Raw genomic sequence first — 24,748 nt, 5'->3', positions numbered from 1 at the left:
CTCAGGCGGCGGGTTCGTCGGGTTCCTCGGGTTCCGGTGGCGGGATGTCCATGAGGGCGGGCAGCAGTTCGGGGTAGCCGAGCGGCGGCGGATCGTTGCGGGTGAGGGTGTGCCCGGTGGGGATGGTCCAGGTGGTCGTCCCCGCCGCGTCGTCCCGGACGACGCGGAACCCGGGGAGTTCCTTGGTGTGGTTGCAGCGGACGCAGAGTCCCTCCCCGTTCGCGAACGAGGTCCTCCCACCCTCCGCGACCGGGGTGACGTGGTCGAGGTGGCGGATCGGGGCGTCGCAGAACGGGGCCGCGCACCGTTGGTCGCGCAGGCGGATCAGCTGGGCCAACCCGGACGGGTACAAGCGGGTGTCGGACTCCATGGCCACCAGGCGGGACCGGTCGGGGCTGAGGAACAGCCGCTGGATCCACAGCCGGTCGTTCGTCGCCGCGGTGGCGGCGATCTGGCGGGCCAGGTCGGCGGGGACCGGTCCCACGCCGGGGATGGTGGCCGGCGCGTCGCCGGCCGGACCGTCCGTGCCGAAGAGGGTGCTGTCGGTCATGACGAGGTGGAGTTTCGTCGGCACCGGGTCGGTGACCGGGTCGGCCCCGGTGATCAGGTCGACGAGGAGGTCGGCGGTCAGCTGGGCGTGGGTCCGCGCCTCCCCGGCTCGCGGGTCGTTGGCGGCCACCAGGGTGGCGGCTGCGTGGTTGAGGGAGGCCTGGACCCGGTACCCGTCCTCCGCGGTCAGCACCGCGGTGAGGTAGGTCATGCAGTCGGGCGCCGGTCGCAGGGTGACCCGCCGGTCGGCGGCCGCGCGCCGAGCCGCGGTGAGTGCGGCGGCGGGGTCCAACTGCTGTGCCAGGGCGCGCGCGGACCCCACGAGCCGACGTCCGCCTTCCCCGGGGGCGGTGAGCTGGCGGGTGAGGGCCTCGTCGACCCGCCGCCGGTCCGCGGAGGTCAGGTCGTTGGTGGCGGCGACGAGCTGATGGGCGGTCCATTCCTCGATCCGCCCGCCGCGCAGCGCGTCGAACGTCTGCGGCATCTCCCGCACGAGGACGGTGGCGGCGGCGGTGTGCCGCCCTCCTCGGCTCTCGGAGAGGCCGCGGGCGCGGGCGACCATCGGGGCCACGGAACGTCCCCGGCGGGCGGTCGGCACCCCGCGCTCGGCGTCGGCCGCCTCCACGGTGGCGGCGAGGGCGGCCGTGGCCAGGGCCTGGTGCGCGCAGAGGAGTCGTTTGAGGGTCTCCGCCCCGGCGATGAGGTCCACCAGCCCCGCCTCGGACGGACCCGGATCCGCCTGCTGCTCACCCCCGGTGATCTCCAGCAGGTGGAGGGCGGCCTGGAGTTTCTCGTTCGTCAGCACCGTCGCCCCCCTTCGTCCATGCGCCGATCCTGCCCACCGCCCGACCCGCCCGCGGGCGGGCCGCCACGGGCTGTGGACAGCCCCCCGACGACGGTCGACCTGTGGACGGCGGGGGGTCAGCGGGTCAGCGCGCGCACCACGTCCGCCACCCGGTGCACCGCGGGCCCTGCCCCCTCCCGCAGGGCGAGGGCCAGGGGCACCGGCACGGGCGGACCGGCCAGCGGGCGGTAGACGACTCCGTCCAACCGCAGCGCCCGGACCGCCGCGGGGACCAGCCCGACCCCGAGACCGGCGGCGACGAAGGCGACGAGCGTCCCGGTCTCCCCGACCTCGATGACCTCCGGCTCGTACCCGGCGGCGTGGCAGGCGGCGAGCACCATCGGCTGCATCGTCGAGCGTCGACCGGAGGGGTGCGCCACCAGCGGGTCCCCCACGAGATCGGACAGCCGCACCTTCTCCTGCCCGGCGAGCCGGTGCCCGGCGGGCAGGGCGAGGACGAGCGGTTCCCGCCGCAGTTCCTCGACGACGACGCCGGTGGGTGTGGGCCCACCCCCCGGCCGCAGCACGGCCACGTCGAGCTCGTCGGCCACGACCCGGTCGAGCAGGGCTGGGCCCAGCAGCTCACCGTGCAGGTCGAGCTCGATCCCCGGCAGCTCCGCCCGGACCCGACGGGCCACGGTCGGCAGCAGCTCGTAGGTGGCCGTCCCGACGAAGCCCAGTCGGACCCGCCCGCCGCGGCCGGCCCCCAGCAGCGCGAGGTCGCCGGAGGTCCGTTCCAGGACCGCGAGCACCTGACGCGCCCGCTCCTGGAGCAGACGCCCGGCCGCCGTGAGCTCGACCCGCCGGGTCGAACGGTCCAGCAGCCGGGTGCCCACCTGCTGCTCCAGCGACTTGACCTGTTGCGAGAGCGCCGGTTGCGCGATGTGCAGGCGGGCGGCGGCCCGGCCGAAGTGCTCCTCCTCGGCGAGGACGACGAAGGAACGCAGCAGCCTGGTCTCCACCACGGCATCTTATGCATCGCCCTTATCAATCAACGTCGAATTCGTCTTGGACGCCGATGGATCGGACGCCTAGCGTTGACGCATGCCCTCCAGCCACCTGTACGCGAGCACCCGGACCCCCTTCGGTCGTTTCGGCGGAGCGTTGGCCGGCGTCCGTCCGGACGACCTCGCCGCCACCGCCCTGACCGCCGTGCTCGAGCGCACGCCCGCGCTGGACCCGGCCGCGATCGACGACGTCGTGTGGGGCTGCGCCAACCAGGCCGGGGAGGACAACCGCAACGTCGGTCGGATGGCGGTGCTGCTGGCCGGGTTGCCCACGTCGGTCCCCGCCACCACCGTCAACCGGCTCTGCGGTTCCTCCCTCGACGCCGCCGCCCTGGCCTCTCGCGCCGTCGAGGTCGGTGACGCCGACGTGGTCGTCGCCGGCGGCGTGGAGTCGATGTCGCGGGCCCCGTGGGTGCTGCCGAAACCGGAACGGGCCTATCCCGCGGGCGACGTGACCGCGGCCTCCACCACCCTCGGCTGGCGCCTGGTCAACCCGGCCATGCCCGCGGAGTGGACCGCCTCGCTCGGCGAGTGCAACGAGCAGCTGGCCGAACGCTTCGGCATCTCCCGTGAACGCCAGGACGGCTTCGCGGCCCGGTCGCACCGGTTGGCGGCGCAGGCCTGGGCCGAGGGGTTCTTCGACGACCTGGTCGTGCCCGCCGGGCGGATCACCGGGGTCGAGGCCGGGGACCTCCCCCGAGACGAGTGCATCCGCGACGGGTCGACGCCGGAACGCCTGGCGGGTCTGAAGCCGTCCTTCCGCAGCCCGGCGCAGGGCGGGACCATCACCGCCGGCAACGCGAGCCCGCTGACCGACGGCGCCGCGGCCCTCGTCATCGGTTCCGAGGCGGCCGCGGACCGGCTGGGCACCGCTCCCCTGGCCCGCATCGCCGGACGGGGGGCCCACGCGCTGGACCCGCGCGAGTTCGGGTTCGCCCCGGTCGAGGCGGCGAACGCCGCCCTGGCGCGGGCGGGGATCAACTGGTCGGACGTGGGGGCGGTGGAGCTCAACGAGGCCTTCGCCGTGCAGTCGCTGGCCTGCATCGACGCCTGGGACGTCGACCCCGAGCTGGTCAACGTCCGCGGCGGCGCGATCGCCCTGGGGCACCCGCTGGGGGCATCGGGGGCGCGTCTGCTCGGGACCCTCGCCGCGGTCCTGCGCGAACGGGACACCCGTTGGGGCGTCGCCGCGCTCTGCATCGGGGTCGGGCAGGGCCTGGCGGTCGTGCTGGAGAACCAGGAGGCGTCGCGATGAGCCGCACCCGGGTGCACGCGGGACCCGACCGGGCCGCCGCCGCCGATGCGGCGCTGGCCGCGGCCGGGATCGAGACGGGGTCGACGATCCTGGTCGGGGGTTTCGGCATGGCCGGGATGCCGGTCGTCCTTGTCGACGCGCTGATCCGGCACGGGGCCGACGACCTCACCGTGGTCAGCAACAACGCCGGCAACGGGGACACGGGGCTGGCGGCGCTGCTCGCCGCGGGACGCGTGCGCAAGGTGGTCTGTTCCTTCCCCCGGCAGGCCGACTCGTGGGTGTTCGACGGGTTGTACCGCGCCGGGCGCATCGAACTGGAGGTGGTCCCGCAGGGCACGCTCGCGGAACGGATGCGCGCGGCCGGGGCGGGTCTGGGCGGCTTCTACTGCCCCACCGGCGTCGGGACGCTGCTGGCCGAGGGCAAGGAGACCCGCGTGATCGAGGGGCGAGAGCACGTCCTGGAACTCCCCCTGCGCGGGGACGTGGCCCTGATCGGGGCGCATCGCGCCGACCGTTTCGGCAACCTCGTCTACCGCCGGACGGCCCGGAACTTCGGACCGGTCATGGCGACCGCGGCCGCGGTGACCGTGGTGCAGGTGGACGAGGTCGTCGAACCGGGTGAGCTGGACCCGGAGGCCGTGGTGACGCCCAGCATCTACGTCGACCACGTCGTCGACCTGTCCGAGAACCCCGCCGGAGTGGAGTCGCGCGCATGAGCACCGTCGAGCACGTCGAGCGGGGACCGTTGTCCCGCACCGAGATGGCCGCGATCGTCGCCCGGGACATCCCCGACGGTTCCTTCGTGAACCTCGGGATCGGGCAACCCACGAGCGTCGCGGCCCACCTGCGCCCGGGCAGCGGGATCACCCTGCACACCGAGAACGGGATGCTCGGGATGGGTCCCGAGGCGCACGGGGACGACGTCGACCCGGACCTGACGAACGCCGGCAAGGTCCCGGTCACGGAACTGCCCGGGGCGGCCTACTTCCACCAGGCCGATTCCTTCGCGATGATGCGCGGTGGTCACCTCGACGTCTGCGTGCTCGGCGCCTTCCAGGTCTCCGCCGGGGGGGACATCGCGAACTGGCACACCGGCGCCCCCGACGCGATCCCCGCGGTCGGCGGGGCGATGGACCTGGCCGGGGGCGCGAAGGACGTCCTGGTGATGATGAACCTGTTCGCCAAGGACGGCTCCGCGAAACTCGTCCCGACCTGCACCTACCCGCTGACCGGTGTCGGGTGCGTGAGCCGGGTGTACACCGAGGTCGCGATCTTCGACGTCGGCGGTCCGGAGGTGGTGGTCCTGGAGACCTGGGGGACGACCGTCGCCGAGCTCGCCACCCGGCTGCCCGTCCCGCTGCACCCGGCGGACTGAGGGGCGCGGCCCCGTGGCGTCAGCGCCGCGTCAGCCAGGCCGAGACGAGGTCGCCCATCATGGTCCGGTGGTGCGATCGCGCGTCCTCGTCGGCGAGGTCACGGCCGAACAGGTGCTCGAAGGTGTGCCGGTTGGCGACCTGGAAGACGCAGTACGCGCTGATGACCATGTGCACGTCGATCTCGTCGACGTCGGTGCGGAACAGGTCCTCGGCCCGACCCCGCGCCAGGATGCGGGCGATCTGGGCCGGGGCGCGGTGGGCCACGGTCCGCAGCGTGTCGAGCCGGCGGATGAACTCGCCCCGGTGGATGTTCTCGATGGAGACCAGCCGGATGAAGTCGGGGTGCTCGTGGTGGTAGTCGTAGGTGAGCTCGGCCAGCCGGCGGATCGCCGAGACCGGGTCGAGGTCGTCCACCTCGAGCGCCTGCTCGGCGGTGCGGACCCCGTTGTAGGCGTTCTCCAGGACGGTGAGGTAGAGCTGCTCCTTGCCGCCGAAGTAGTAGTAGATCATCCGCTTGGTGGTGCTGGTGATGCTCGCGATCTCGTCCACGCGGGCGCCGGAGTAGCCGTCGCGGGCGAAGACCGTGGTGGCCACCTCGAGGATCTCGGCCTTCGTCCGCTCGGCGTCGCGCTGCCGAGGAGCCGCCCCGGCGGCGGGGACCGGTGCCCTGACCATGTCCCGACCCTAGCGGCCACGCCGCGCCACCCCGGAGACCCGTCCGGGCCGTCCGGTTCGTCCCCTACCCGTCGACCCCGAGGAGCCCCCCGTGCGCCGCAGCATCGCGACCGTCTGCCTGAGCGGAGACCTGGCCGAGAAGCTGCGGGCTGCCGCCGCGGCCGGGTTCGACGGGGTGGAGCTGTTCGAACCCGACCTGGTCGCCGGTGAGATGTCGCCCGAGGAGGTGAAGGCCCTGGCCGACCGCCTCGGGGTGACGCTCGACCTCTACCAACCCTTCCGCGACGCCGAGGGCGTGACGGAGCCGGAGTTCGCCGACGTCCTGCGCCGGGCCGAGGCGAAGTTTCGCCTGATGCAGCGTCTCGGGATCACGACCATGCTGGTGTGCAGCAACGTCGCGACCGCGAGCGTCGACGACGACGAGGTCTCGGCCGGGCAGCTGCGACGGCTGGGGGACCTCGCCCAGGGCTACCGGGTCCGCCTCGCCTACGAGGCGCTCGCCTGGGGTCGTTTCGTCGACGACTACCGACGGTCCTGGCGGATCGTCGAGCTCGCCGACCATCCGGCCGTCGGCATCTGCCTGGACTCCTTCCACATCCTGTCGCGCGGGCACGACCCGGCGGCGATCGAGGACGTCCCCGGTGACAAGATCTTCTTCGTCCAGCTCGCCGACGCCCCGCTGCTGAGCCTCGACTACCTCTCCTGGAGCCGGCACCACCGCGTCTTCCCGGGCGAGGGGGGTTTCGACCTCCCCGGATTCACCGCGCACCTGCTGCGCGCGGGCTACACCGGTCCGTTGTCGTTGGAGGTGTTCAACGACGTGTTCCGCCAGACCGACGTCCACCGGACCGCGGTGCACGCGTTGCGGTCGCTGATCTGGGTCGAGGACCAGGCGCGGCGGGCACTCCCCGCGGGCGCACAGACCCCGGACACCGGTCCGGGCGAGGCTCTCGACGCCTCTTCCCTGCTGCCCGCCACCGCGGCCACCGGTATCGACTTCGTCGAGATCCGCTGCGAGGACCCGTCGTCGGTCGAGATGGTGCTGGACCGGCTCGGCCTGACGTTCCGCGGGGTCCACCGTTCGAAACCGGTCGGTCTGTGGACGTCGGGTGCGGCGCGCATCATCGTGAACCAGCAGCAGGCCCACGGTGCGGAACCGCACCTGTCGGCGGTGGGGATCACCGTTCCCGACCTCACGGCGGCGACCGTACGGGCCCACCGGTTGAAGGCTCCTCCGGTGCACCGGCGCACCCTGAGCGCCGAGGTCGCCCTGGAGGCGGTGCTCGCCCCGGACGGGACCGAGATCTTCTTCGGCGACGCCACCACGGCGGCCTGGGTCGCGGAGTTCGCCGGCGGGAGCGACCTCGGTGGGACGGAGGGCCCGGAGGATGCGGATGCACCGACCGGGGGGATCACCGGGGTCGACCACGTGAACCTCTCCGGGGCCTGGGAGGACTTCGACGAGGCGGTGCTGTTCTACACCTCGGTGCTGGGCCTGACCGCCGGTTCCGCGACGCACGTCCCGGGGCCCCGCGGCCTCGTCCGCAGCCAGGTGATGACGTCGGAGGACGGTGCGGTCCGGGTGCCGCTGAACGTGTCCCCGACCCTGGACACCGGGCCCGCCCTGCAGCACGTGGCCCTGGCCTGCCCCGATCTCCGGGCCGTGGTGCGACGGGCCCGCGAGCGCGGCCTGGTCATGCTGCCGGTCCCGCAGAACTACTACGACGACCTCGACGCCCGCTTCGACCTCGACCCGGAGCTGCTCGCGGAACTGCGCGACCTCCACGTCCTCTACGACCGCGACGCCGAGGGCGAGTACCTGAACGCTTACTGCCCCACGGTCGGGCAGGTCTTCGTCGAGCTGGTGCAGCGCTCGCCCGGGTACGCCGGGTACGGGGCGGGCAACGCCCCCGTGCGGTTGGCGGCGCAGTCGCGTCGGTAGCGTGACCCGATGGGCATCCGGTTCGAGAACGTCGCCATCGCGGTCCGCGACCTGGAGGCCACGGTCGCGTTCTTCACCGACCTGGGCCTGGAGGTCCTGGGCCGCGACGAGGTGAGCGGTGGCTGGAGCGACGCCGCGGTGGACCTCGACGACAACCACGCCCGCATCGCGATGCTGCAGACCCCGGACGGGGGCGCGCGGCTGGAACTCTTCGAGTACGTCCACCCCGCCGCGATCGAGACCGAGGACACCCGCCCGAACCAGATCGGGATGCACCGGTTGGCGTTCTCCGTCGACGACCTGGACGACGCACTTCGCGTCGCCGCCCGGCACGGTTGCCGGCCGCTGCGCGGGATCTCGACCTACCAGGACCTCTACCGCCTGACCTACGTGCGAGGCCCCAGCGGGATCATCGTCATGCTGGCCGAGGCGCTCCGTCCGAGCTGACCGGTCCCGTCAGCGGGCGTCGACCCCGGCCCTCCCGAGTTCGGCGACGACGCGCTCGGCCATCCGGTCCGCGCGGACGTGGTCGTCGGCGGTGATCGTCACCACGGCCTCGCCCAGGAAGATCAGCAGTTGTCCATAGGCCCCGTGCAGCCGCCAGGCCGCCCCCGGACCGCCCCAGCCGGCCAGGGCGTAGCGGGTGTACCCGGGGCCGGCCTCGCGCTCGGTCCAGTTCGTGTGCAGGGCCTCGATCCATCGTCGCGAGACGAGCACCCGCCCCCCGTGGACGCCGCCGTCGCGGACGAACCGCCCCAGCTCGGCCAGTTCGTCGAGGTGCAGGTGCAGGCCCTCCCCGGCCGCGACGAACCCCAGCGGGCACCGGTCCCAGACGGGGACGCGGCCGAGCAGCGGGAGGAACAAGCGGGTACCGAGGAACGCGACGACGTCGCCGACCACCGCGGCCAGCACCCGCATGGCGGTGTAGGTGCTGGCGTTGGAGTACTGGAACGTGGTGCCGTCGGCGGGGCGGGACAGGAACTCCGCGGCGAGGTCCGGCCAGTCGGTGAGCAGGGTCGACGACCAGGGCAGGTCGACGCCGCTGCGCATCCCCAGGAGTTCCCGGGTCGTCACCCCGTCGACCCCGGGTCCCGTCGCGAGGTCGGGCAGGTAGCGGGCCACGGGGGCGTCGACGTCGAACCCGACCGCGTCGGCAGCGATCCCGCAGGCCAGCACGCAGACCCCCTTGGCCACCGAGTGCACGTCCCGGGCGTCGTCCGGACTCCAGAGGTGGCGGGCGGTCTCGTCCCCGATCCGCACGTGCAGACCGTGAGCGCCGAACCCGTCCTCCTCGGCCGCCGCGACGAGGGCGGTCAGGACGGTCTGCGCGCGGTTCACCCGCCCATCCTGACGGCGCTCGAAGGGGATGACTGACGCGCACCCCTCGGCGACGTCAGCGGACCGGTCGGGGATCCGTCGGGCAACCCACCCCGTCACCGTCGGGGTCCAATCCGGCGCGGTATCCCTGCTGTCCACGGCGGACCGGTGCCTCCACGGTGTCCCACACCGCGACGCAGTTCCGGTAGTAGCGGGCACTGTCCCGCACCACCCCGTCCCGAGCGCTGCGGACAAGAGTGAGGCCCTCGAAAACCTGCCAGGTGCTGTCCGGAGCTCCGCGCGCGTCGTCCACAGGGAAACCCCGATCGCTGTAACGCAGCCCTGTCCAGGAGACGAACGGCTCGAGGACGGCGTGGGCACCGAGGTGCGGCCGCCACATGATCTCGCCGTGATCGAAGTCCTGGGACCGCCCGTAGTCACCCAACTCCATCGCGATGGGCCAACCCAATGGACCCTCCTCGGAGCCAAGTTCGCGATATCGCGTGTAGATGGCTCCGTAGACGAAGTAGGCGGTCAGGTTGCAGCATTCGGGGGCGTATCGGACCCCGTTCTCGAACCGCTGGGTCAGGTACCCCTCGTACACTCTCGGGTTCCTGATGCGACGGAAGTCGGCGATCGGGTATCCCATGATCGTCGACGGGGCATGCACCCGGCTGATGGGCCCCGGGACGACGTGGGCCCCCACTCGGGGGTGCCAATGCACGGAGCCACCCGAGAACGCCTGCCACCGACCACCATCAGCGGCGGGGAACTCGTCCCCGAAGGCGAGACCCAGGCTCCAGTCCGATCGTCGGGCGGCCTCGGAGATCGCGCCGCGCACCACGGCCATCTGCGTGTCCGGGTACCAGAACAGGTCCCCGTACTGGAACCGACTGATCTTGGCCCACCGCTCACCCAGTCGCTCATAGGTCTCGTCGCTGATGGGGTAGCCGAGGAACGACCGCTCCCACCCCTCGGAGGCCCAACGGTCCCGGATCGCCCCGTGCACTTCGTGCGCCCCGGTGGCCGGGGTCCAGTAGATCGACCCGCGCTCGAAGTGCGTGAAGCGCCCCACCCCGTCGGGGGCGGTCCATTCGTCGGTGAGGGGCGCGCCCAAGAATCCGGACGCTCCCCCGGCCCGGAGCCAGGCCCGTTCGATCTCCCCGATCACGGAACGGGGGCCGTCAGGCCCGGGGTAGCGCTTGGCCGAGGCCGGCGCCACCCCGACCGTCAGGGTGATCAGGACGGCCAGCATCAGTGCCGAGACCGTGCGGGCCCGCCGCGAGACCGACCGCTCCATGAATCGTCCGACCGTGCCACCGTCGTTCTCCACGAGAGCACTGTGACCTACCCGGGAGACCGGTGGGCAGCGAATCGGTCGGCGGGCGCCCGTGTCACCCACCCGGGTCAATCCGTCGGCGTGCGGTGGCGGGCTTCAGTCCTCGTCGGCGGGCCAGCCCGTGTACCCCTCGGCCAGGAACTGCCGCCCGGCGCGGGAGGCGACGAGGGTCCGCAGCTCGGCCTCCTGACGGCGCCGGTCGAACTCGCTGCCGTCGGCGCCGGTGTGCAGCATCGTCGTCATCCAGTACGAGAAGTGCTGGGCCCGCCACACCCGCTCCAATGCCCGCTCGGTGTACTCCGCCAGGCCGGTCTCGTCCCCGTCGCGGACGGCCCGGACCAGGGCGGGGGCGAGGCGGCGGACGTCGGCGAGGGCGAGGTTGAGACCCTTGGCCCCGGTGGGCGGGACGGTGTGGGCGGCGTCCCCGGCGAGCAGCATCCGCCCGTGCCGCAGGGGGGTGTGCACGAAACTCCGGAACCGGAGCACCGCGGGGTCGCGGATCGTCCCCGTCCGCAGTTCCAGACCGTTGACCCGCGTGCGCCGGTCCATCTCGGCCCAGATCCGGTCGGCATCCCAGGCGGCGGGGTCTTCGTCCGCGTCGCACTGGAAGTACATGCGCTGCACGGTCTCCGTACGCTGGCTCACCAGCGCGAACCCGTGCGGGGAGTGGCTGTAGACCAGTTCCTCGGCGCTCGGCGGGGCGTCGCAGAGGAACCCGAACCAGGCGAAGGGGTACTCCCGTCCGATCTGGGTGGCGGCGTCGGCGGGGACCTGACGCCGGCACGTGCTGCGCGACCCGTCGGCCCCGACGAGGTGGGCGCACCGGATCTCGTGCTCGTCGCCGGCGGCGTCGCGGTAGCGGATCCCGGGGTTCGGCCCCTCGAGGTCGACCACCCGGGTGTCGCTCACCCCGAACCGGACGTCGCCGCCGTCGCGTTCGCGGGCGTCGGCGAGGTCCTTGAACACCTCGGTCTGCGGGTAGAGCCACGCGGAGGCGCCGACCAGGTCGGCGAAGTCGATGCGGTGCCGGGCCCCGGCGAAGGCGAGCTCGATCCCGCAGTGCTCGTACCCCTCGCGGAGCACCCGGTCCGACACCCCGTCCTCGACCAGCGACCGGACCGTGCGGTGCTCGAGGATCCCGGCCCTGACGGTCGCGTAGATCTCCTCGCGCGAGCGTGCGTCGACCACCACGGACGGCACCCCGGCCCGGGCCAGCAGGTGCGACAGCATGAGTCCGGCGGGGCCACCGCCGACGATGCCGACCGCGGTCGTGGTGCGGGTGGCCGGGGACGTCGTCGTCGTGGTCATGGCCCTAGGGTGACCGCCGCGCCTCCCGCGACCGAGCCCGGCTTTCCGTTGGCCGGAAGCATGGGGGTTTCAGTCCCGGTCCAGGCTGGACAGCCGCCGCCCGATCCCCTGGGCCGCCACCCGCAGCCCGGCGATGAGTTCACCGCGGCCGCGCCGCAGGTCGAGCACCACCACCCCCAGGGCCGCGATCACCTCGTCCCCGCGCACCACCGGCACGGCCACCGAGGACGCACCCCGACTCATCTCCTCCCCCGTGGTGGCGAACCCCTCGGAGCGGGCCCGACGCAGCTGCCCGTCGAGGATCGCCGGTGACGTGATCGTCCACGGCGTGTGCCGGGTGAGCCGCCCCATCACCCGGGTCACGACGTCGTCCGGGGCGTGGGCCAGCAGCACCTTCCCGACCGCGGTCGCGTGCATCGGCAGCCGGTACCCGATCTGCGAGACCACGGGGACGGAGACGTTGCCCGACAACCGGTCCACGTAGAGCACCTGGTCGCCGTCGCGGACCGCGAGCTGCACCGTGGCGCGCGTGGCGGCGTGGAAGTCCTGCAGGAACGGGGCGGCGACGCTGCGCAGGTCGGAGTGCACGGGGGCGAGCAACCCCAGGGTCCAGAGGCGCCGGCCGACGGTGTACGTCCCGTCCGTCGTCCGGTCCAGCGCACCCCACTCCGCCAGCTCCGCCACCAGGCGGTGCGTCGTCGAGACGGGCAGGCCGGCCCGCTCGGCCAGCCGGGACAGGGTCAGCTCCCGCGCCCCGGGGTCGAACGCCCCGAGCACGGCGAGCACCTTGCTGGTCACCGAGCGCCCCGGCGACTCGTTGCGCGACATCGCATCCTTTCCGACCAACGGAAGGAGCAAGCATGCCAGGTCTGCGTGGCCGTCGGAACGGTCTCGCCGCGAGCGGGGGCTGCGCGGGTCATCCGGCGACGGGCAGGGGCTCCACCCCGGTGACGACGACCTGGTCGCGGCCGGCGGCCTCGACCCGGTCGCCCCCGCCCCGGTGTTCCCCCGACCGGCCCGGGCCCTGGGAGGGCTCCCCCGTGACCCGGTCGATCCTGCCGGACGGCGTGCCCGGGACGCCTTCGTCGCCGAGCTGGTGCCCCTCGCGCAGGAGGTGGGGGCGGTGCTCGGCGAGGTCGTGATCGGCGTGCCCGTCGAGGTGGCGACCGCCCGGGTCGAGCGGCGTCCGCTCGAGGCGCGGCGGGTCGAGCACGTCGATGCGGCCGAGCTGCTGCGTCGGGCGGGTGGACCGGTCGTGCTGCACGAGACCGCCCGGCGACTGGCCCGGTGACCGGCCCGGTCCGTGGCGCGCCGCCCCGGGGTGCGTCACGTGAACGGCGCGGAGGGTCCCGAGGAGGCCTACCGGGCCCTCGTCGACGCGCTCACCGCGGACGCGGGGTGAGCGGCCACTCCCCCGCGCCGAGCCGGACGGCGCCCTCGCGGACCGCGTCGGTCCACTCCTCGGGCACCCAGGCGAAACGGTCCTCCCGCACGAGGTCGAGCGCGCGGCGGGCGATCTCGGCGGGCTCGCGGCCCTGCTCCGACATCCCGGAGCGCACCAGGTCCGGGCAGAGCACGTGCACCCGGACCGGGGTTCCCTCCAGGGCCAGGGCGGCGTGCCGGGCGACCGCCAGCACCGCGTGCTTGGAGGGGCCGTAGGCCCCACCGCCGCCGAACACCGCCGCCCCGGCCAGGGATGCCGTCACGACCACGTGCGCCGGTCCGCCCGCCGCCAGCAGGCGCGGCACGAAGGACCGCAAACCGTTGACCACCCCGCCGAGGTTCACGTCGAGGACGCGGCGCCACTCCGCGGGCGGCACCTCCCAGGGGGCGCCGACGTGCTCGCCCACGATTCCGGCGTTGAGGAAGACCCAGCGCACGCCGGGCACGGCCGCGGCCAGGGCCTCGACCTGGGCGGGGTCGGCCACGTCGACCCGGTGGGCGCCGGCCGCCGGTCCGATCGAGGCCGCCACCCGCTCGACCGCCGTCCCGTCGAGGTCGGCCAGGGCGACCGCGTCCACCAGCGGGGCCACCGCACGGGCCAGGGCCTCACCGATGCCGCCGCCCGCCCCGGTCACGACCGCCGTGCCCGCTCCGCGCGCGTGCCCGATCCCTGCCTGGTCCACCCGCGAGATGGTGCCACCACCACGGGGGGCGACGGGCCGGGCACCGCGGGTCGCGCGACTGCTCCGGGGCGGGCGGAGCAGACGGTCCGGTCGGGTGGAACCGCTCACGTCCGGTACCCGGGGACGGCTGAACGTGCCCAGACTGCTGCGGTGAATCGTTCGCGCACCTACCTCGACCCGAACCAGGACGCCGACCGGCCCCGCCTCCCCCGGCGGGCGGTGGTCGCGGCCGGGGTCGGCGCCTCGGTCCTCGCGGTCGGGGCGGCCGCGCTGGCCGTCCGCCGGCTGCGGGCCGACGACAGCGTGCGCACGGGTCCCGTCGCCGGGCCCTCCGAGGCCCCCACCGCCCCCACGACCTCCGCCGGCTGCCCGAGCAGCAGCGACCTGCGTTTCGATACGGCGCTGACCGCGGCCGACGGGCACCAGGTGCCCTACAGCGTCAGCCTGCCGGCCGACTACGCCGACGGCTGCTCGACCTATCCCGTGCTGTACGCGCTGCACGGTCGGGACGAGAGCAACGCCACCTTCCTCGACGACGCCGAGTCGGTGCGCGCCGCCGTCCGCGACGGGGCCCTCGCCGACGCCGTGATCGTCACCGCGGACAGCAACCGGGACGGGCGGTGGGAGGGGCGCTACGACACGGACTTCGTCGACGAGCTGATCCCCCACGTCGAGCGGACCTACCGGGTCACGCCCGGGCCCGCGCACCGGCTCCTCGTGGGTTTCTCGATGGGCGGGCACGGCGCGTTCCGGTTCGCGCTGGAGCACCCGCAGGACTTCGCCGCGGTCTGGTCGGTCGACGGGGCGATGGCCCGCTCGCCCGAGGACTACCTGGAGTTCCTCGACCGCGTCCGGGCGGTGTACCCGGGCGACCCGCAGCTGCGGCTGGTCGGGGGGAACCTGAACGGCGACCGCGTCGAACAGGTCGTCGACCTGTTCCGGCAGAACGGGATCGACTTCCCCTACGAGCGGCTTCCCCTGGAGCACGAGTTCCCGCTGTTCGTCGAGGCCGACCGTCGGGCCGGGTGGCCCACCCTGCGCTGGATGAACCAGCGCCTCGGCACCACGGACTGAACCGGGCCCACCGCTCGACCGCACCACCCACCAGATCGCCCACGACCGCACCTGTCGTGGGCGATCGTGCGTTCCGGGTCCACCGGGACGCACGAAGGCCGGTGCCACCGCCCGTGGGGGCGGTGGCACCGGCCTTCGTGGAGGACCCGGGAGCGGATCCGCTCAGCGGGTCGGCCCGGGGTCGCGGGTCAGCGGTTGCCGGCCTGCTGGTGGGCGGTGACCTCGTCGGCGCTCAGCGCGCGGTCGTAGATCGCCACGTCGTCGATGCTGCCGGCGAAGTAGCCGTTCTCCGAGTCACCCCAGCTGCTGTCGCCACCGACGCGCCAGAACCCGTAGTAGTCCTGGGCCTGGGTCTGCGGGTTGGTGCCCTGCAGGACCCCGTCGACGTAGAGCGCCATGCCGTCCGCGCCCTGGGTGGCGACCAGGTGGTGCCACTTGCCGTCGTTGAACGATCCGGACGTGGTCACCAGGTTCTCCTGGCCGGTCCACGCCCCGAACCGGAGCGACCCGTCGCGCTGCATGAACACGTGCCGGTCGTAGGCCCCGCTGTACCAGTTCTGCGAGCCGCCGAACCCGACGAGCTTGCCCCCGCGGTCCGTGGTCGTGCTGAACCACAGCTCCATGGAGTACGTGTTCGTCCCCTGCTGGCCGTCGTTCGCGCCGATCCCGGAACCGGACTGACCGTCGAAGGTCGCACCCGTGCTCCCGCTGATGCCGGGGGCGCCGGCCGTGCCGAGCGTGACGCCGCCGAACACGGTCGCGTCGTTGCCGCCCTCGGGGCCGGAGTCCTTGACGCTGGTCCCGGAGGTCTCCTGCAGCCGCCAGAAACTCTGCGGCTTGGAGGCGAACACCGCGGCGCCGTAGGCATCGGTGGGGGCCGGGACGCCGGCGCCCGGGGTCCGGCCGCTGGCGGTGAAGTGGTTCGCGACCTGGGTGGCGGTCAACTCGTTCGGGTAGACCGAGACGTCGTCGATGCTGCCGGCGAAGGCCCGGGCGGCGGGCTGGTTGGGCCACCAGTCCAGGTTGTCGCCACCGATCCGCCAGTAGCCGGAGAAGGGCTGGGCCCCGCGGACGTCGCTCTTACGACCGACCTGGACGCCGTCGACGAACAGGGCCAGACCGTTGTCGCCCTGAGTCATGACGACCTGGTGCCACTGGCCGTCGTTGTAGCTGCGCTTGCTCGTGACGGTCTGGATGCCGTTGACGTAGACCCCGCCGACGAGCTTCCCGTCGTTGGTCATGTAGACGTGCCGGTCGTACCCGCCGCTGGTGCCGGTGGCCGAGTCGCCGAAGCCGATGATCTTGCCGCCCGAGGTGCTGGTGGTGTTGAACCACGCCTCGGTGGAGAACACCTGCGGACCGGTGGTCGCGTTCGTCGTGCCCGCCGGCACCTCGGCGGTCCCGGCGAACGTGGTCGCGGTGTCCCCGTCCCCGGTGGCCCCGGCCGCACCGCGGGTGGCGGAGGCGTCGAGGGTGAGGTCGTCGCCACCGACGGAGTCCAGACCGGTGGCCCCCGTCGACTCGTCGAGCCGCCAGAAGTGCTCCGCGCCGTCGGCGGTGACCGCCGAGGAGTAGGCGCTGTTGGCGCCCGCGGCGCTGACGGTGACCGTGGTCGGGTTGCCGACCAGGACGTTGCCGTTGCCGTCGGTGACCCGGACCCGGTAGGTCTGGGAGCTGCCGGCCGGCGCGGACTTGTCGAAGAGGGTCGTCGTCGGGCGGTTCCACCAGGTCGAGGCCTGGACGGTGGTGGCGACCACCGCGGCGGTGGAAGCGTTGGTGCCGCGCAGGAGCTCGTACTTCAGGGTCGCGTCGTCACGGTCCCAGGCCGCGGTCACGCCGGCCCGGACGGCGCCGGTGGGCAGCGCGACGAGCGTCGGCTTGAGCTCGGAGGAGAGCTTGCCGATGGGGCCCGACTTCTTCGGTGCGAGGTCCTTGACCGCGAAACGGACCAGACCCTGCTGGGCGGTGCCGTTGACCTTCGGGAACTCCCCGCCCATGACGACGTAGCGGGAGTCACCGGTGACGTTCCAGGCGGCCTGGGACTGACCGGTGAAGGTGCCGACGGCGAGCTCGGGGAGCCACTGCACCACCTTGGCACCCGGCATGCCGTTGAAGTTGCCGCCGTTGTTGGTGGTGGTGGCGTCCGCGGTGAAGGCCAGGGCGTGCTGGAACGTCCACGGCTGGGTCTGCGGGTGCCCGCCGACGGCGGAGCAGTTGTGGGCGTGCCCGGCGGTGTAGACGACCCCGGCGGAGGGGAAGGAGGAGTACGTGTCGCCGTAGCACCCGTTGACCCACTTCAGGTTCCCGCCGTCGGCGGTGGCCGCGAAGGTGTTCTCGAGGTTGCCGGTCCCGTAGAAGTTGTACCCGGTGCCGTAGACGGTGGAGCCGTCGGTGGACAGGCTGTAGATCGCGGCGTTGGGGCCGTAGTCGTTGGCCTGGGCCTGCACGGCCCACGGCTGGGTGGCGCCGGTCGTGGCGTCCAGCGCCCCGGAACCGAGCGAGGAGTCACCGTTCAGGGTGCTGAAGCGACCGGCCACGACGATCTGGTTCGGGGTGGCGGCCGGGCGGACCATGGCCATGACCTCGGCGTCGGCGGCGGGGGCCCAGGGCAGGACCGCCCCCGTGGCCGCGCTCACCGCGGCGAGCCGGCTGCGGGCCTGACCGCCGACCGAGGAGAACGCCCCACCGAGGTAGACGGTGTCGTTCGTCGCGACGATCCCGCGGACGCGGTAGTCGGCGCCGGCGTTGAAGGAGGTGATCACCGCGCCGGTGGTCGCGTCGAGGGCGACGACCCGGTAGCGCTTGATCCCGTTCACCGACGTGAAGTTGCCGACGACGTAGATGCGCGAGCCGTCGGGCGAGGCGGTGATGCCGAGGCCCGTGCTGTTCAGGGTCGGGGCCCAGGACGAGATCAGGTTGCCGGTGGTGATGTCGTAGGCGAGGAGGTTGGACCGGGCGGTCTCGTTGGTGCCCGCGGGCGAGCCGGCGGGACGGGCCGAGGTGAACGAGCCGGTGACGTAGACGCGGTTGCCGACGACGACCTGCGACCAGACGACACCGTTGATCTGGACGGTGGGCAGCGCGTCGGCGGAGACGGTGGTGCTGGGCAGGGTGCGGGCCGCCAGGTCGTCGGCCTGCGACGGCGCGGCCAGGGCGAGCGAGGCGGTGGTCGCCATGGCGAACGTCACGGCGCCGGAGACCATGCGGCGCGAGAACTTCGTGGAGAAAGACATCCGTGCTCCTGACTCGAGCGCCTCACGGCGCGGGGGGCACGGTTTCCGGTCGGACCGGCCGTGCTCAACACTTAGATGCTCGATGCAGCCAAGTGAAGAATCAATCGAGTGCGGAGCCGAACGCGTTACGGCCGAACGGGTGGCGTCATCACCAGTGACACAACGTATCTGGGGCCGGAGGGGATTGTCGCCGGCGGTCAATCCGCCGGACCGGTGAAACCGTCGTCACCGACCGTGGGATCGACCACCGTTCGCCGGCGATGAGAACTCAGAGTGTTTCCTCGCAACTCTTAGTAGTTGCCTCCCACAACGAGAACCGGGTGCCGACCGCACGCGGTCGGCACCCGGTCGGGGGATGCGGGAGGCGTCAGGCCCGGGCCAGGTTCCGGGCCGCGTCGGCGATGCCCTCCGGGGACATCCCGTAACGGTCGAGCAGGAACCCGGCCGACCCGGTCGGAGCGAACTCGGGCACCCCGAGGATGGTCATCCGGGTGGGGTGGTGCTGGACGACCGCCTCGGCGACCGCCCCGCCCAGACCGCCGGCCGTCGTGGACTCCTCGGCGGTGACGATGCCCCGGGTCTCCCGCGCCGCGGCCACGACGGCCTCGACGTCGAGCGGCTTGACCGTGGGCATGGACACGACACGGGCGGAGACGCCCTCGCCGGCCAGCTGCTCGGCCGCGGCCAGGGCCCGCCACAGGACCGTGCCGTTGCTGATGATCGTGACGTCGTCACCCTCGCGGACCGTGGTGGCCCGGCCGGGCACGAACTCGTGGTCGGCGTCGTGGATCTCGGGCACGGCCATCCGGCTGACCCGGATGAAGGCGGGTCCCTCGGTGGCGGCCGCCCAGCGCATGGCCGCCGCGGTCTCCACCGGGTCGGCCGGGACGACGACGACCATGTTGTCGATGGCCCGCAGCCAGGCGATGTCCTCGATCGAGTGGTGCGTCGGGCCGAGCTCGCCGTAGGCCATCCCCGGGCTCATACCGCACAGCTTGACGTTGCGGTTGGAGTAGGCGACGTCGGCCTTGATCTGCTCCAGCGCCCGTCCGGTGAGGAAGCACGAGGCGGCGGAGACGAACGGGATGCGCCCGCCGTTGGCGAGCCCCGCGGCCACGCCGACCATGTCCTGCTCGGCGATGCCGACGTTGATCAGGCGGTCCGGGAAGGCCTTCTTGAACGCGTCGAGCTTGGAGGAGCCGACGGAGTCGTTGACGACCCCGACGATCCGGTGGTCGGTCCTGGCGAGCTCGGCCAGCGTGGCGACGTAGGCGTCGCGGCAGTCGAAGCGGGGGCGGTCGGCGATCGGCGTCGCCGCCACGGTGCTCGTGGTCATGTCGGTCTCCTTCAGTTCCGGACGAGGGCTTCGAGCTCGCTCAGCGCGAGGTCGAACTGGTCGCGGCTGGGGACCTTGTGGTGCCAGGCGACGTTGTTGCTCATGAACGAGATCGGGTGGCCCTTGTGGGTGTGCGCGATCACGAAGGTCGGCTTGCCGGGGCGGTGCGGGACCGCGGAGAGGACGTCCAGCAGCTCGCCGTGGTCGTGCCCGTTGACCTCGACGACGGCGAAGCCGAACGCGGCGGCCTTCTGGTCCAGGGGGTCGAGGTCGTTGGTCTCGCGGGTGGTCGCCCCCTGCTGCAGCCGGTTGCGGTCCACGATGACGGTCAACCGGTCGAGCTCGTGCTGCGAGGCGGCCATCATCGCCTCCCAGTTGCTCCCCTCCTGCAGCTCGCCGTCGCCGACCAGGACGAAGGTGCGGCGGCGGGACACGTCGAGCTTGGCGGCCAGCGCGTGACCGACGGCGATCGGCAGGCCGTGGCCGAGCGGACCGGTGTTCGCCTCGACCCCGGGCACCTTGTTGCGGTTGGGGTGACCGTTGAGCCGCGACAGCGGCTTGAGGAACGTCGCGAGCTCCTCGACGGGCAGGAACCCGAACGTGGCCAGCGTCGTGTAGAGCGCACCGGCGACGTGCCCCTTGGACAGGATGAACCGGTCGCGCTCGGGGTCCTCCACCGTCTCCGGCGTGATGTCCAGCACCGCCCCGTACAGGGTCGCGAGGACGTCGATGGCGGAGAAGTCGCCGCCGATGTGCCCGGCGCCGGCGTGGTGGACGAGCTTGAGGTCCTGGATGCGGATCTGGCGGGCGGCCTCGGCCACGTGGGCCACGACCTCGTCGCGGTGGGCGGTGGGGGCGAGCCGGCCGAGGACCGGCATCGTGGCGTGCTCCGCTGCGAGTGCAGACATGGGAGTTTTCCTCTCGGGGTTGGGGTTGGGTCCGCTCACCAGCAGGTGAAGCCGCCGTCGACGACCAGGTCGACACCGGTGCAGAAACTGGCCGCGTCGGAGAGCAGGAAGACGGCGGGGCCGACCATCTCCCCGACCCCGGCCATGCGGCCCAGCGGGGTGTCGGCCTCGAACTGCCGCACCTGCTCGGCCACCTCGGGACGCGTGTTCATCGGGGTGGCGGTGTACCCCGGGCTGATGGAGTTCACCCGGATCCCGCGGTCGGACCACTCCATCGCCAGCGACCGGCTGAGGTGGATGACCGCGGCCTTGGCCGAGTTGTAGTGGGCCTGCAGCAGGCCCCGGTTCACGATGGAACCCGACATCGAGGCGATGTTGACGATGGAACCCCGACCGTGCGCGAGCATGGCCCGCGCCTCGGCCTGGCAGGAGAGGAAGACGCCCGTGTAGTCGATGTCGACGACCTTCTGCCACTGGGCCAGGGACATCTCCTCGGCCGGGGCCGCGTTGGCGATCCCGGCGCAGTTCACCGCGAGGGTGAGCTCGCCGAGCTCCTCCTCGGTGCGGGCGACGGCCGCGGCCAGCCCCTCGGGGTCGGTCACGTCGGCCGGGACCGCGACGGCCCGGCGCCCCCCGGCCTCGATCTCGGCGACGGTGGCGCTCAGCCCCTCCCCGGCCAGGTCCAGGCAGGCGACGTCGGCGCCGCTGGCGGCGAGGCCGAGGGCGACGGCCCGACCGATCCCGCTGCCGGCCCCGGTCACCAGGGCCACCCGGGCGTCCAGGCGGAAGTCGGGTGCGTCCATGGGTCGTTCTCCTTCCGTTGCGGCGCGGGTCATCAGACCGCTGCCAGGTGCATGACGGCCACGTCCGTGGCCTCGGTTCGGTCCAGGACCCCGCGGTCGGTGCCGCGGGCCAGCACCATGACGCGGTGCGACAGCCCGAGGACCTCCTCGAGCTCCGAGCTCACGACCACCACCGCGATCCCCTGGGCGGCGAGACCGACGATGACGTCGTAGATCGCGGCCCGGGCGCCGACGTCGATCCCCCGGGTGGGTTCGTCCAGGATCACGACCCGGGGCTTGCGCTCCAACCACTTCGCGATGACGACCTTCTGCTGGTTGCCACCGGAGAGGGTGCGCGCCGGCTGGTCCACCCGACCCTTGACCGTCATCGTGCGGCAGGCCTCCCGGGCGATCCGGGCCACCCGCGCGGGGGCGATGAACCCGGCCCCGTCGGAGACGGAGTCCAGGTTGGCCAGGGCGACGTTGTCGGCGATGGACATGTCCAGCACGACCCCCTGCGCCTTGCGGTCCTCGGGGACGAGGACCAGTCCGGCGGCGATGGCCGAGCGGGTGTCCCCGGGTCGCAGGGTCCGGCCGTCCACCGTCACGGTCCCCCGCGCCACCGGGTCCGCCCCGGCGATGGCCCGGACGAGCTCGGTGCGCCCGGCCCCGACGATGCCCGCGATCCCGAGGATCTCGCCCCGGTTCACGGTCAGCGAGATGTCACGGAACGAGCCGTCGGCGGCGGTCAGGCCGTCGACCTGCAGCGCCACCTCCGAGGTCGGCGGGGTCAGGTCGGGGAAGACGCTCTCGATGCTGCGTCCGACCATGTCCTCGACCAGGCGGCGGACGGGGACCTGGGCGGTGTCGTGGGAGGCCACGCCCTGACCGTCGCGCAGGACGACGACCCGGTCGCAGATCCGGGCGATCTCCTCCAGGCGGTGGGAGACGTAGACGAACGAGACGCCCTGCGCGCGCAGCGCGTCCACCTGGGCGAACAGGTGCTCGGTCTCCTCGGCCCCGAGCGCCGCGGTCGGCTCGTCGAGGATGAGCAGCCGCGCGTTCAGGGTGAGCGCCTTGGCGATCTCCACCTGCTGCTGCGCGGCCACCCGCAACGACCCCACCAGCCGGCGCGGGGAGATGTCCAGACCGAGGCGGTGCAGCACCTCGGCGGTCCGGCGGTCCATCTCCTTGCGGTCCAGCCGACCGCCCTTCATGAGCTGCCGACCCACGAACACGTTCTCCGAGATCGACAGGTCGGGCAGCAGCCGCATCTCCTGGTGGATGAGCGCGATGCCCGCGTCCAGCGCGTCCCGCGGGGCGGCCGGCGCGTACTCCTGCCCGTCCCAGGTCATGCGTCCGGTGTCGGAGCCGAACACCCCGGCGATGATGTTGGACAACGTGGACTTGCCGGCGCCGTTCTCGCCGAGCAGCGCCACCACCTCACCGGGACGGACGTCCAGGTCGATGCTGTGCAGCGCCTGCGTGGCCCCGAATCGCTTCGAGACACCGCGGACGCTCAGTCCGCGCTCGTGGGTGGTGCTCATCCCTGCTCCCTGGGTCCTCGGGTGGGTCGACTGGCTGGTGGGGGTCGTCACGACGGGTCGCGACGGCTCACGGGTGCTCGGCGAGGAACTCCTGCGCCTTGGCCTTGTCGTCCTTGGTCAGCAGGGTGGCGGTCTGCAGCTGCTCGGCCGGCACGTCCTCGCCCTTGGCCAGCTTGATCGCCGAGTCCACGGCCAGGCGCCCCATGAGCTGGGTCTGCTGGACCATCGTGGCGTCGATCCCGCCCTCGGAGACGGCCTTGATGCCGGCGGCGTCACCGTCGAACCCGACGACGACCGGGGCCGGGTCCAGGTTCGCGTTCTTGGCGGCCTGCGCGGCCCCGAGCGCCATGGCGTCGGCCTGGCCGAAGAACACCGAGATGTCGGGGTGGGCCTGGATCATGTCCTGGGCCACCGCGAAACCCTTGTCCTGGCTCCAGTCGGCGGACTGCTCGGCGACGATCTTCATGCCCGGCGCGGCGTCCATCGCCGTACGGAAACCCTTCTCGCGGTCGACCTGGGGGGTCGTGCCGATCTGCCCCTGCAGGATGGCGACATTGGCGTTGCCCCCGGTCTGCTGCACGACGTACTCGCCGAGTTCCTGGGCCGCGGCGACGGAGTCGGTCGCGATGAAGGTGTCCCCCGGCTGGTCGTCGGCGTTGCGGTCGACGTTGACGACGGGGATGCCGGCGGCCTTGGCCGCCTTGACCGGGACGCCGGCCGCGGTGGCCCCGGCGGGGATGTAGATGATCGCGTCGACCTGGCGGGTGATGAAGTCCTGGATCTGGTTGACCTGCGTGGCCGAGTCGCCACCGGCGTCGGAGACCTGGACCGTGACGCCCTTGGCCTTCGCCTCGGCCTCGACCGACTGCTTGATCTGGTTGAAGAAGTCGGCCTGGAGGTTCGCGACGGCGAGGCCGATGGTGATCGCCTGCCCGTCGGTCCCGGCGGCGGCGCCGGGCGCGGCGGACTCCCGGTTGCAGGCGGTCAGGCTGACGGCGACGAGGGCGACGGCGGCAGCGGCGGTGATGCGGCGGAACGGCATGAGGGTGCCTCTCGGGTTTCTGGGTGGTGAGGGTGGTGGGTCGTGCGGGGTTCCCGACGGGGGCCGGCTGGTCGTGGGGGTCAGTGGTCGCGGCGGCGGCGCAGCACGTCGACCATGACGGCGAGGGCGATGACGACCCCGATGACGATCTGCTGGACGAAGGGCGAGACCGACAGGAGGTTCAACCCGTTGCGCAGCACGCCGATGATGAGGACACCGACGACGGTCCCGGGGATGCGTCCCACCCCGCCGGAGAGGCTGGCGCCGCCGATGACGACCGCGGCGATGACGTCGAGCTCGAGGCCGACGGCCGCCGAGGGCTGCGAGGAGTCGAGCCGGGCGGCGAGGACGACGCCGGCCAGCCCGGCGAGCAGCCCCATCACCACGTACACGCCGGTGGTGGCGCGCTTGACGCGGATGCCGGCGAGCCGGGCCACCTCGGCGCTGCCGCCGATGGCGTAGAGCGCCCGACCACCACCGCGATAGCGCATGTAGGCCCAGCCGGCGGCGAGCAGCACGACCAGGACGACGGCGGTGACGGTGAGGAAACCGAAGTACCGCTCGGTGGGCAGGGCGGTGAACCAGTCCGGGTAACCGACGATCTGCTGGCCGTCGGTGATGACGTTGGCGGTCCCGCGGGCCACCGACAGCATCGCCAGGGTGGCGATGAACGGCGGGAGTTTCGCGACCGTGACCCCGAGACCGCTCAGCAGCCCGCACAACCCCCCGACGGCGACGGCGGCCACGATGCTGAGCCCCAGGGGCCAGCCCGCGTTGTGGGACGTCCAGCCCAGCACCATCATCGACAGGGCGAGGACGGCCGCGACGGACAGGTCGATGCCCCCGGTCACGATGACGAACGTCATGCCCAGCGCGAGGATCCCGAGGATCGTCACCTGGTCGAGGATGTTCAGCAGGTTGTTGACGGTGAGGAAGTAGGGCGTCGCGATGAACAGCACGATCGCGAGCAGCACCAGGCCGACGAGCGGTCCGCCGGTCCCGCTCAGCACGGCGCGCAGGCGGGTCGAGAGGGGGTTCGGGGCGGGATCGGTCGGGGCGGGTGGCGCGGCGGTGGTGCTCACTCTTGC

General features: G+C 72.8%; 22 protein-coding genes. 7 read left to right on the top strand and 15 right to left on the bottom strand.

Features of this window, described 5'->3' with window-relative positions:
* Position 1 precedes the first annotated feature (1 nt).
* Entirely contained in the window at positions 2 to 1,354 is a 1,353-nt protein-coding gene (locus ACFFKU_RS07965; protein WP_380137015.1) for an HNH endonuclease, read from the bottom strand.
* 116 nt (positions 1,355 to 1,470) lie between these two features.
* Positions 1,471 to 2,355: a LysR family transcriptional regulator gene (locus ACFFKU_RS07960; RefSeq protein WP_380137014.1), complete on the bottom strand. Its 885-nt coding sequence runs from the start codon at positions 2,353 to 2,355 to the stop codon at positions 1,471 to 1,473.
* An 82-nt stretch (positions 2,356 to 2,437) separates the two neighbouring features.
* Between ACFFKU_RS07960 and ACFFKU_RS07955 the strand changes: the two genes are divergently transcribed.
* Genes ACFFKU_RS07955 through ACFFKU_RS07945 form a run of 3 tightly spaced genes read left to right on the top strand, consistent with a single transcriptional unit; the run spans position 2,438 to position 5,030 of the window.
* A complete protein-coding gene (locus ACFFKU_RS07955) occupies positions 2,438 to 3,655 on the top strand; it encodes a thiolase family protein (RefSeq protein ID WP_380137013.1) in 1,218 nt (405 codons plus the stop codon).
* Positions 3,652 to 4,371, top strand: coding sequence for a 3-oxoacid CoA-transferase subunit A (locus tag ACFFKU_RS07950; RefSeq protein WP_380137012.1), 720 nt, complete (start codon positions 3,652 to 3,654; stop codon positions 4,369 to 4,371). Before ACFFKU_RS07955 ends, ACFFKU_RS07950 begins: the two co-directional genes overlap by 4 nt.
* Positions 4,368 to 5,030, top strand: a complete 663-nt coding sequence (locus tag ACFFKU_RS07945) for a 3-oxoacid CoA-transferase subunit B (protein WP_380137010.1) — start codon at positions 4,368 to 4,370, stop codon at positions 5,028 to 5,030. The genes ACFFKU_RS07950 and ACFFKU_RS07945 overlap by 4 nt, the downstream gene beginning before the upstream one ends.
* 19 nt (positions 5,031 to 5,049) lie before the next feature.
* On the opposite strand, the gene ACFFKU_RS07940 is transcribed toward ACFFKU_RS07945, so the two are convergent.
* Positions 5,050 to 5,706 (bottom strand): TetR/AcrR family transcriptional regulator, encoded by a 657-nt coding sequence (locus tag ACFFKU_RS07940; RefSeq protein WP_380137008.1) that lies wholly within the window; start codon positions 5,704 to 5,706, stop codon positions 5,050 to 5,052.
* A gap of 91 nt (positions 5,707 to 5,797) precedes the next feature.
* Here ACFFKU_RS07940 and ACFFKU_RS07935 point away from each other — a divergent pair, with 91 nt between their 5' ends.
* On the top strand, positions 5,798 to 7,648 hold the full coding sequence (locus tag ACFFKU_RS07935; RefSeq protein WP_380137006.1) for a bifunctional sugar phosphate isomerase/epimerase/4-hydroxyphenylpyruvate dioxygenase family protein: 1,851 nt from the start codon (positions 5,798 to 5,800) through the stop codon (positions 7,646 to 7,648).
* Between the two features lie 9 nt (positions 7,649 to 7,657).
* Entirely contained in the window at positions 7,658 to 8,095 is a 438-nt protein-coding gene (locus ACFFKU_RS07930) for a VOC family protein (protein ID WP_380137005.1), read from the top strand.
* 9 nt (positions 8,096 to 8,104) lie between these two features.
* Here ACFFKU_RS07930 and ACFFKU_RS07925 read toward each other — a convergent pair whose 3' ends face one another.
* From ACFFKU_RS07925 to ACFFKU_RS07910, 4 genes are all read right to left on the bottom strand, one after another.
* Positions 8,105 to 8,986, bottom strand: a complete 882-nt coding sequence (locus ACFFKU_RS07925; protein WP_380137004.1) for a serine hydrolase domain-containing protein — start codon at positions 8,984 to 8,986, stop codon at positions 8,105 to 8,107.
* Between the two features lie 55 nt (positions 8,987 to 9,041).
* Positions 9,042 to 10,298 carry an excalibur calcium-binding domain-containing protein gene (locus ACFFKU_RS07920; protein WP_380137002.1) on the bottom strand — a complete coding sequence of 419 codons (1,257 nt, stop codon included), beginning with the start codon at positions 10,296 to 10,298 and terminating at the stop codon, positions 9,042 to 9,044.
* A gap of 102 nt (positions 10,299 to 10,400) precedes the next feature.
* Positions 10,401 to 11,612: a 4-hydroxybenzoate 3-monooxygenase gene (locus ACFFKU_RS07915; protein ID WP_380137000.1), complete on the bottom strand. Its 1,212-nt coding sequence runs from the start codon at positions 11,610 to 11,612 to the stop codon at positions 10,401 to 10,403.
* A 69-nt stretch (positions 11,613 to 11,681) separates the two neighbouring features.
* Positions 11,682 to 12,440 carry an IclR family transcriptional regulator gene (locus tag ACFFKU_RS07910; RefSeq protein ID WP_380136999.1) on the bottom strand — a complete coding sequence of 253 codons (759 nt, stop codon included), beginning with the start codon at positions 12,438 to 12,440 and terminating at the stop codon, positions 11,682 to 11,684.
* A 268-nt stretch (positions 12,441 to 12,708) separates the two neighbouring features.
* Between ACFFKU_RS07910 and ACFFKU_RS07905 the strand changes: the two genes are divergently transcribed.
* Positions 12,709 to 12,903 carry a hypothetical protein gene (locus ACFFKU_RS07905; RefSeq protein WP_380136998.1) on the top strand — a complete coding sequence of 65 codons (195 nt, stop codon included), beginning with the start codon at positions 12,709 to 12,711 and terminating at the stop codon, positions 12,901 to 12,903.
* Between the two features lie 91 nt (positions 12,904 to 12,994).
* On the opposite strand, the gene ACFFKU_RS07900 is transcribed toward ACFFKU_RS07905, so the two are convergent.
* Entirely contained in the window at positions 12,995 to 13,738 is a 744-nt protein-coding gene (locus ACFFKU_RS07900; RefSeq protein ID WP_380136997.1) for an SDR family NAD(P)-dependent oxidoreductase, read from the bottom strand.
* A gap of 150 nt (positions 13,739 to 13,888) precedes the next feature.
* Here ACFFKU_RS07900 and ACFFKU_RS07895 point away from each other — a divergent pair, with 150 nt between their 5' ends.
* A complete protein-coding gene (locus ACFFKU_RS07895; protein WP_380136996.1) occupies positions 13,889 to 14,812 on the top strand; it encodes an alpha/beta hydrolase in 924 nt (307 codons plus the stop codon).
* Between the two features lie 188 nt (positions 14,813 to 15,000).
* On the opposite strand, the gene ACFFKU_RS07890 is transcribed toward ACFFKU_RS07895, so the two are convergent.
* The 7 genes from ACFFKU_RS07890 to ACFFKU_RS07860 form a co-directional block, all read right to left on the bottom strand.
* Positions 15,001 to 18,045 (bottom strand): LamG-like jellyroll fold domain-containing protein, encoded by a 3,045-nt coding sequence (locus tag ACFFKU_RS07890; RefSeq protein WP_380136995.1) that lies wholly within the window; start codon positions 18,043 to 18,045, stop codon positions 15,001 to 15,003.
* A gap of 367 nt (positions 18,046 to 18,412) precedes the next feature.
* Positions 18,413 to 19,381 carry a transketolase family protein gene (locus tag ACFFKU_RS07885; protein WP_380136994.1) on the bottom strand — a complete coding sequence of 323 codons (969 nt, stop codon included), beginning with the start codon at positions 19,379 to 19,381 and terminating at the stop codon, positions 18,413 to 18,415.
* An 11-nt stretch (positions 19,382 to 19,392) separates the two neighbouring features.
* Positions 19,393 to 20,289, bottom strand: coding sequence for a transketolase (locus ACFFKU_RS07880; protein ID WP_380136993.1), 897 nt, complete (start codon positions 20,287 to 20,289; stop codon positions 19,393 to 19,395).
* A 35-nt stretch (positions 20,290 to 20,324) separates the two neighbouring features.
* Complete coding sequence (locus ACFFKU_RS07875) at positions 20,325 to 21,092, bottom strand: SDR family oxidoreductase (protein WP_380136991.1); 768 nt, start codon at positions 21,090 to 21,092, stop codon at positions 20,325 to 20,327.
* A 32-nt stretch (positions 21,093 to 21,124) separates the two neighbouring features.
* The gene (locus ACFFKU_RS07870; RefSeq protein WP_380136990.1) at positions 21,125 to 22,618 is read right to left on the bottom strand and encodes a sugar ABC transporter ATP-binding protein; all 1,494 of its coding nucleotides are present in this window, start codon (positions 22,616 to 22,618) and stop codon (positions 21,125 to 21,127) included.
* Positions 22,619 to 22,685: 67 nt separating this feature from the next.
* Positions 22,686 to 23,660 carry a substrate-binding domain-containing protein gene (locus tag ACFFKU_RS07865; RefSeq protein WP_380136988.1) on the bottom strand — a complete coding sequence of 325 codons (975 nt, stop codon included), beginning with the start codon at positions 23,658 to 23,660 and terminating at the stop codon, positions 22,686 to 22,688.
* An 80-nt stretch (positions 23,661 to 23,740) separates the two neighbouring features.
* Positions 23,741 to 24,742, bottom strand: coding sequence for an ABC transporter permease (locus ACFFKU_RS07860; RefSeq protein WP_380136987.1), 1,002 nt, complete (start codon positions 24,740 to 24,742; stop codon positions 23,741 to 23,743).
* Positions 24,743 to 24,748: the final 6 nt, after the last annotated feature.

Origin of the sequence: Kineococcus gynurae (assembly GCF_042433995.1) — a bacterium.
In the GTDB taxonomy this organism is placed as follows: domain Bacteria; phylum Actinomycetota; class Actinomycetes; order Actinomycetales; family Kineococcaceae; genus Kineococcus; species Kineococcus gynurae.
Note: the sequence above shows the minus strand (reverse complement) of the source record. Positions and strands in the feature narration are given on the sequence as shown.

What these genes read in the sequence shown, in the direction of transcription:
- ACFFKU_RS07955 (WP_380137013.1), top strand. Translation starts at nt 2,438, where the DNA reads ATGCCCTCCAGCCACCTGTACGCGAGCACCCGGACCCCCTTCGGTCGT.
- ACFFKU_RS07950 (WP_380137012.1), top strand. Translation starts at nt 3,652, where the DNA reads ATGAGCCGCACCCGGGTGCACGCGGGACCCGACCGGGCCGCCGCCGCC.
- ACFFKU_RS07945 (WP_380137010.1), top strand. Translation starts at nt 4,368, where the DNA reads ATGAGCACCGTCGAGCACGTCGAGCGGGGACCGTTGTCCCGCACCGAG.
- ACFFKU_RS07940 (WP_380137008.1), bottom strand. Translation starts at nt 5,706, where the DNA reads ATGGTCAGGGCACCGGTCCCCGCCGCCGGGGCGGCTCCTCGGCAGCGC.
- ACFFKU_RS07930 (WP_380137005.1), top strand. Translation starts at nt 7,658, where the DNA reads ATGGGCATCCGGTTCGAGAACGTCGCCATCGCGGTCCGCGACCTGGAG.
- ACFFKU_RS07915 (WP_380137000.1), bottom strand. Translation starts at nt 11,612, where the DNA reads ATGACCACGACGACGACGTCCCCGGCCACCCGCACCACGACCGCGGTC.
- ACFFKU_RS07910 (WP_380136999.1), bottom strand. Translation starts at nt 12,440, where the DNA reads ATGTCGCGCAACGAGTCGCCGGGGCGCTCGGTGACCAGCAAGGTGCTC.
- ACFFKU_RS07890 (WP_380136995.1), bottom strand. Translation starts at nt 18,045, where the DNA reads ATGTCTTTCTCCACGAAGTTCTCGCGCCGCATGGTCTCCGGCGCCGTG.
- ACFFKU_RS07885 (WP_380136994.1), bottom strand. Translation starts at nt 19,381, where the DNA reads ATGACCACGAGCACCGTGGCGGCGACGCCGATCGCCGACCGCCCCCGC.
- ACFFKU_RS07880 (WP_380136993.1), bottom strand. Translation starts at nt 20,289, where the DNA reads ATGTCTGCACTCGCAGCGGAGCACGCCACGATGCCGGTCCTCGGCCGG.
- ACFFKU_RS07875 (WP_380136991.1), bottom strand. Translation starts at nt 21,092, where the DNA reads ATGGACGCACCCGACTTCCGCCTGGACGCCCGGGTGGCCCTGGTGACC.
- ACFFKU_RS07870 (WP_380136990.1), bottom strand. Translation starts at nt 22,618, where the DNA reads ATGAGCACCACCCACGAGCGCGGACTGAGCGTCCGCGGTGTCTCGAAG.
- ACFFKU_RS07865 (WP_380136988.1), bottom strand. Translation starts at nt 23,660, where the DNA reads ATGCCGTTCCGCCGCATCACCGCCGCTGCCGCCGTCGCCCTCGTCGCC.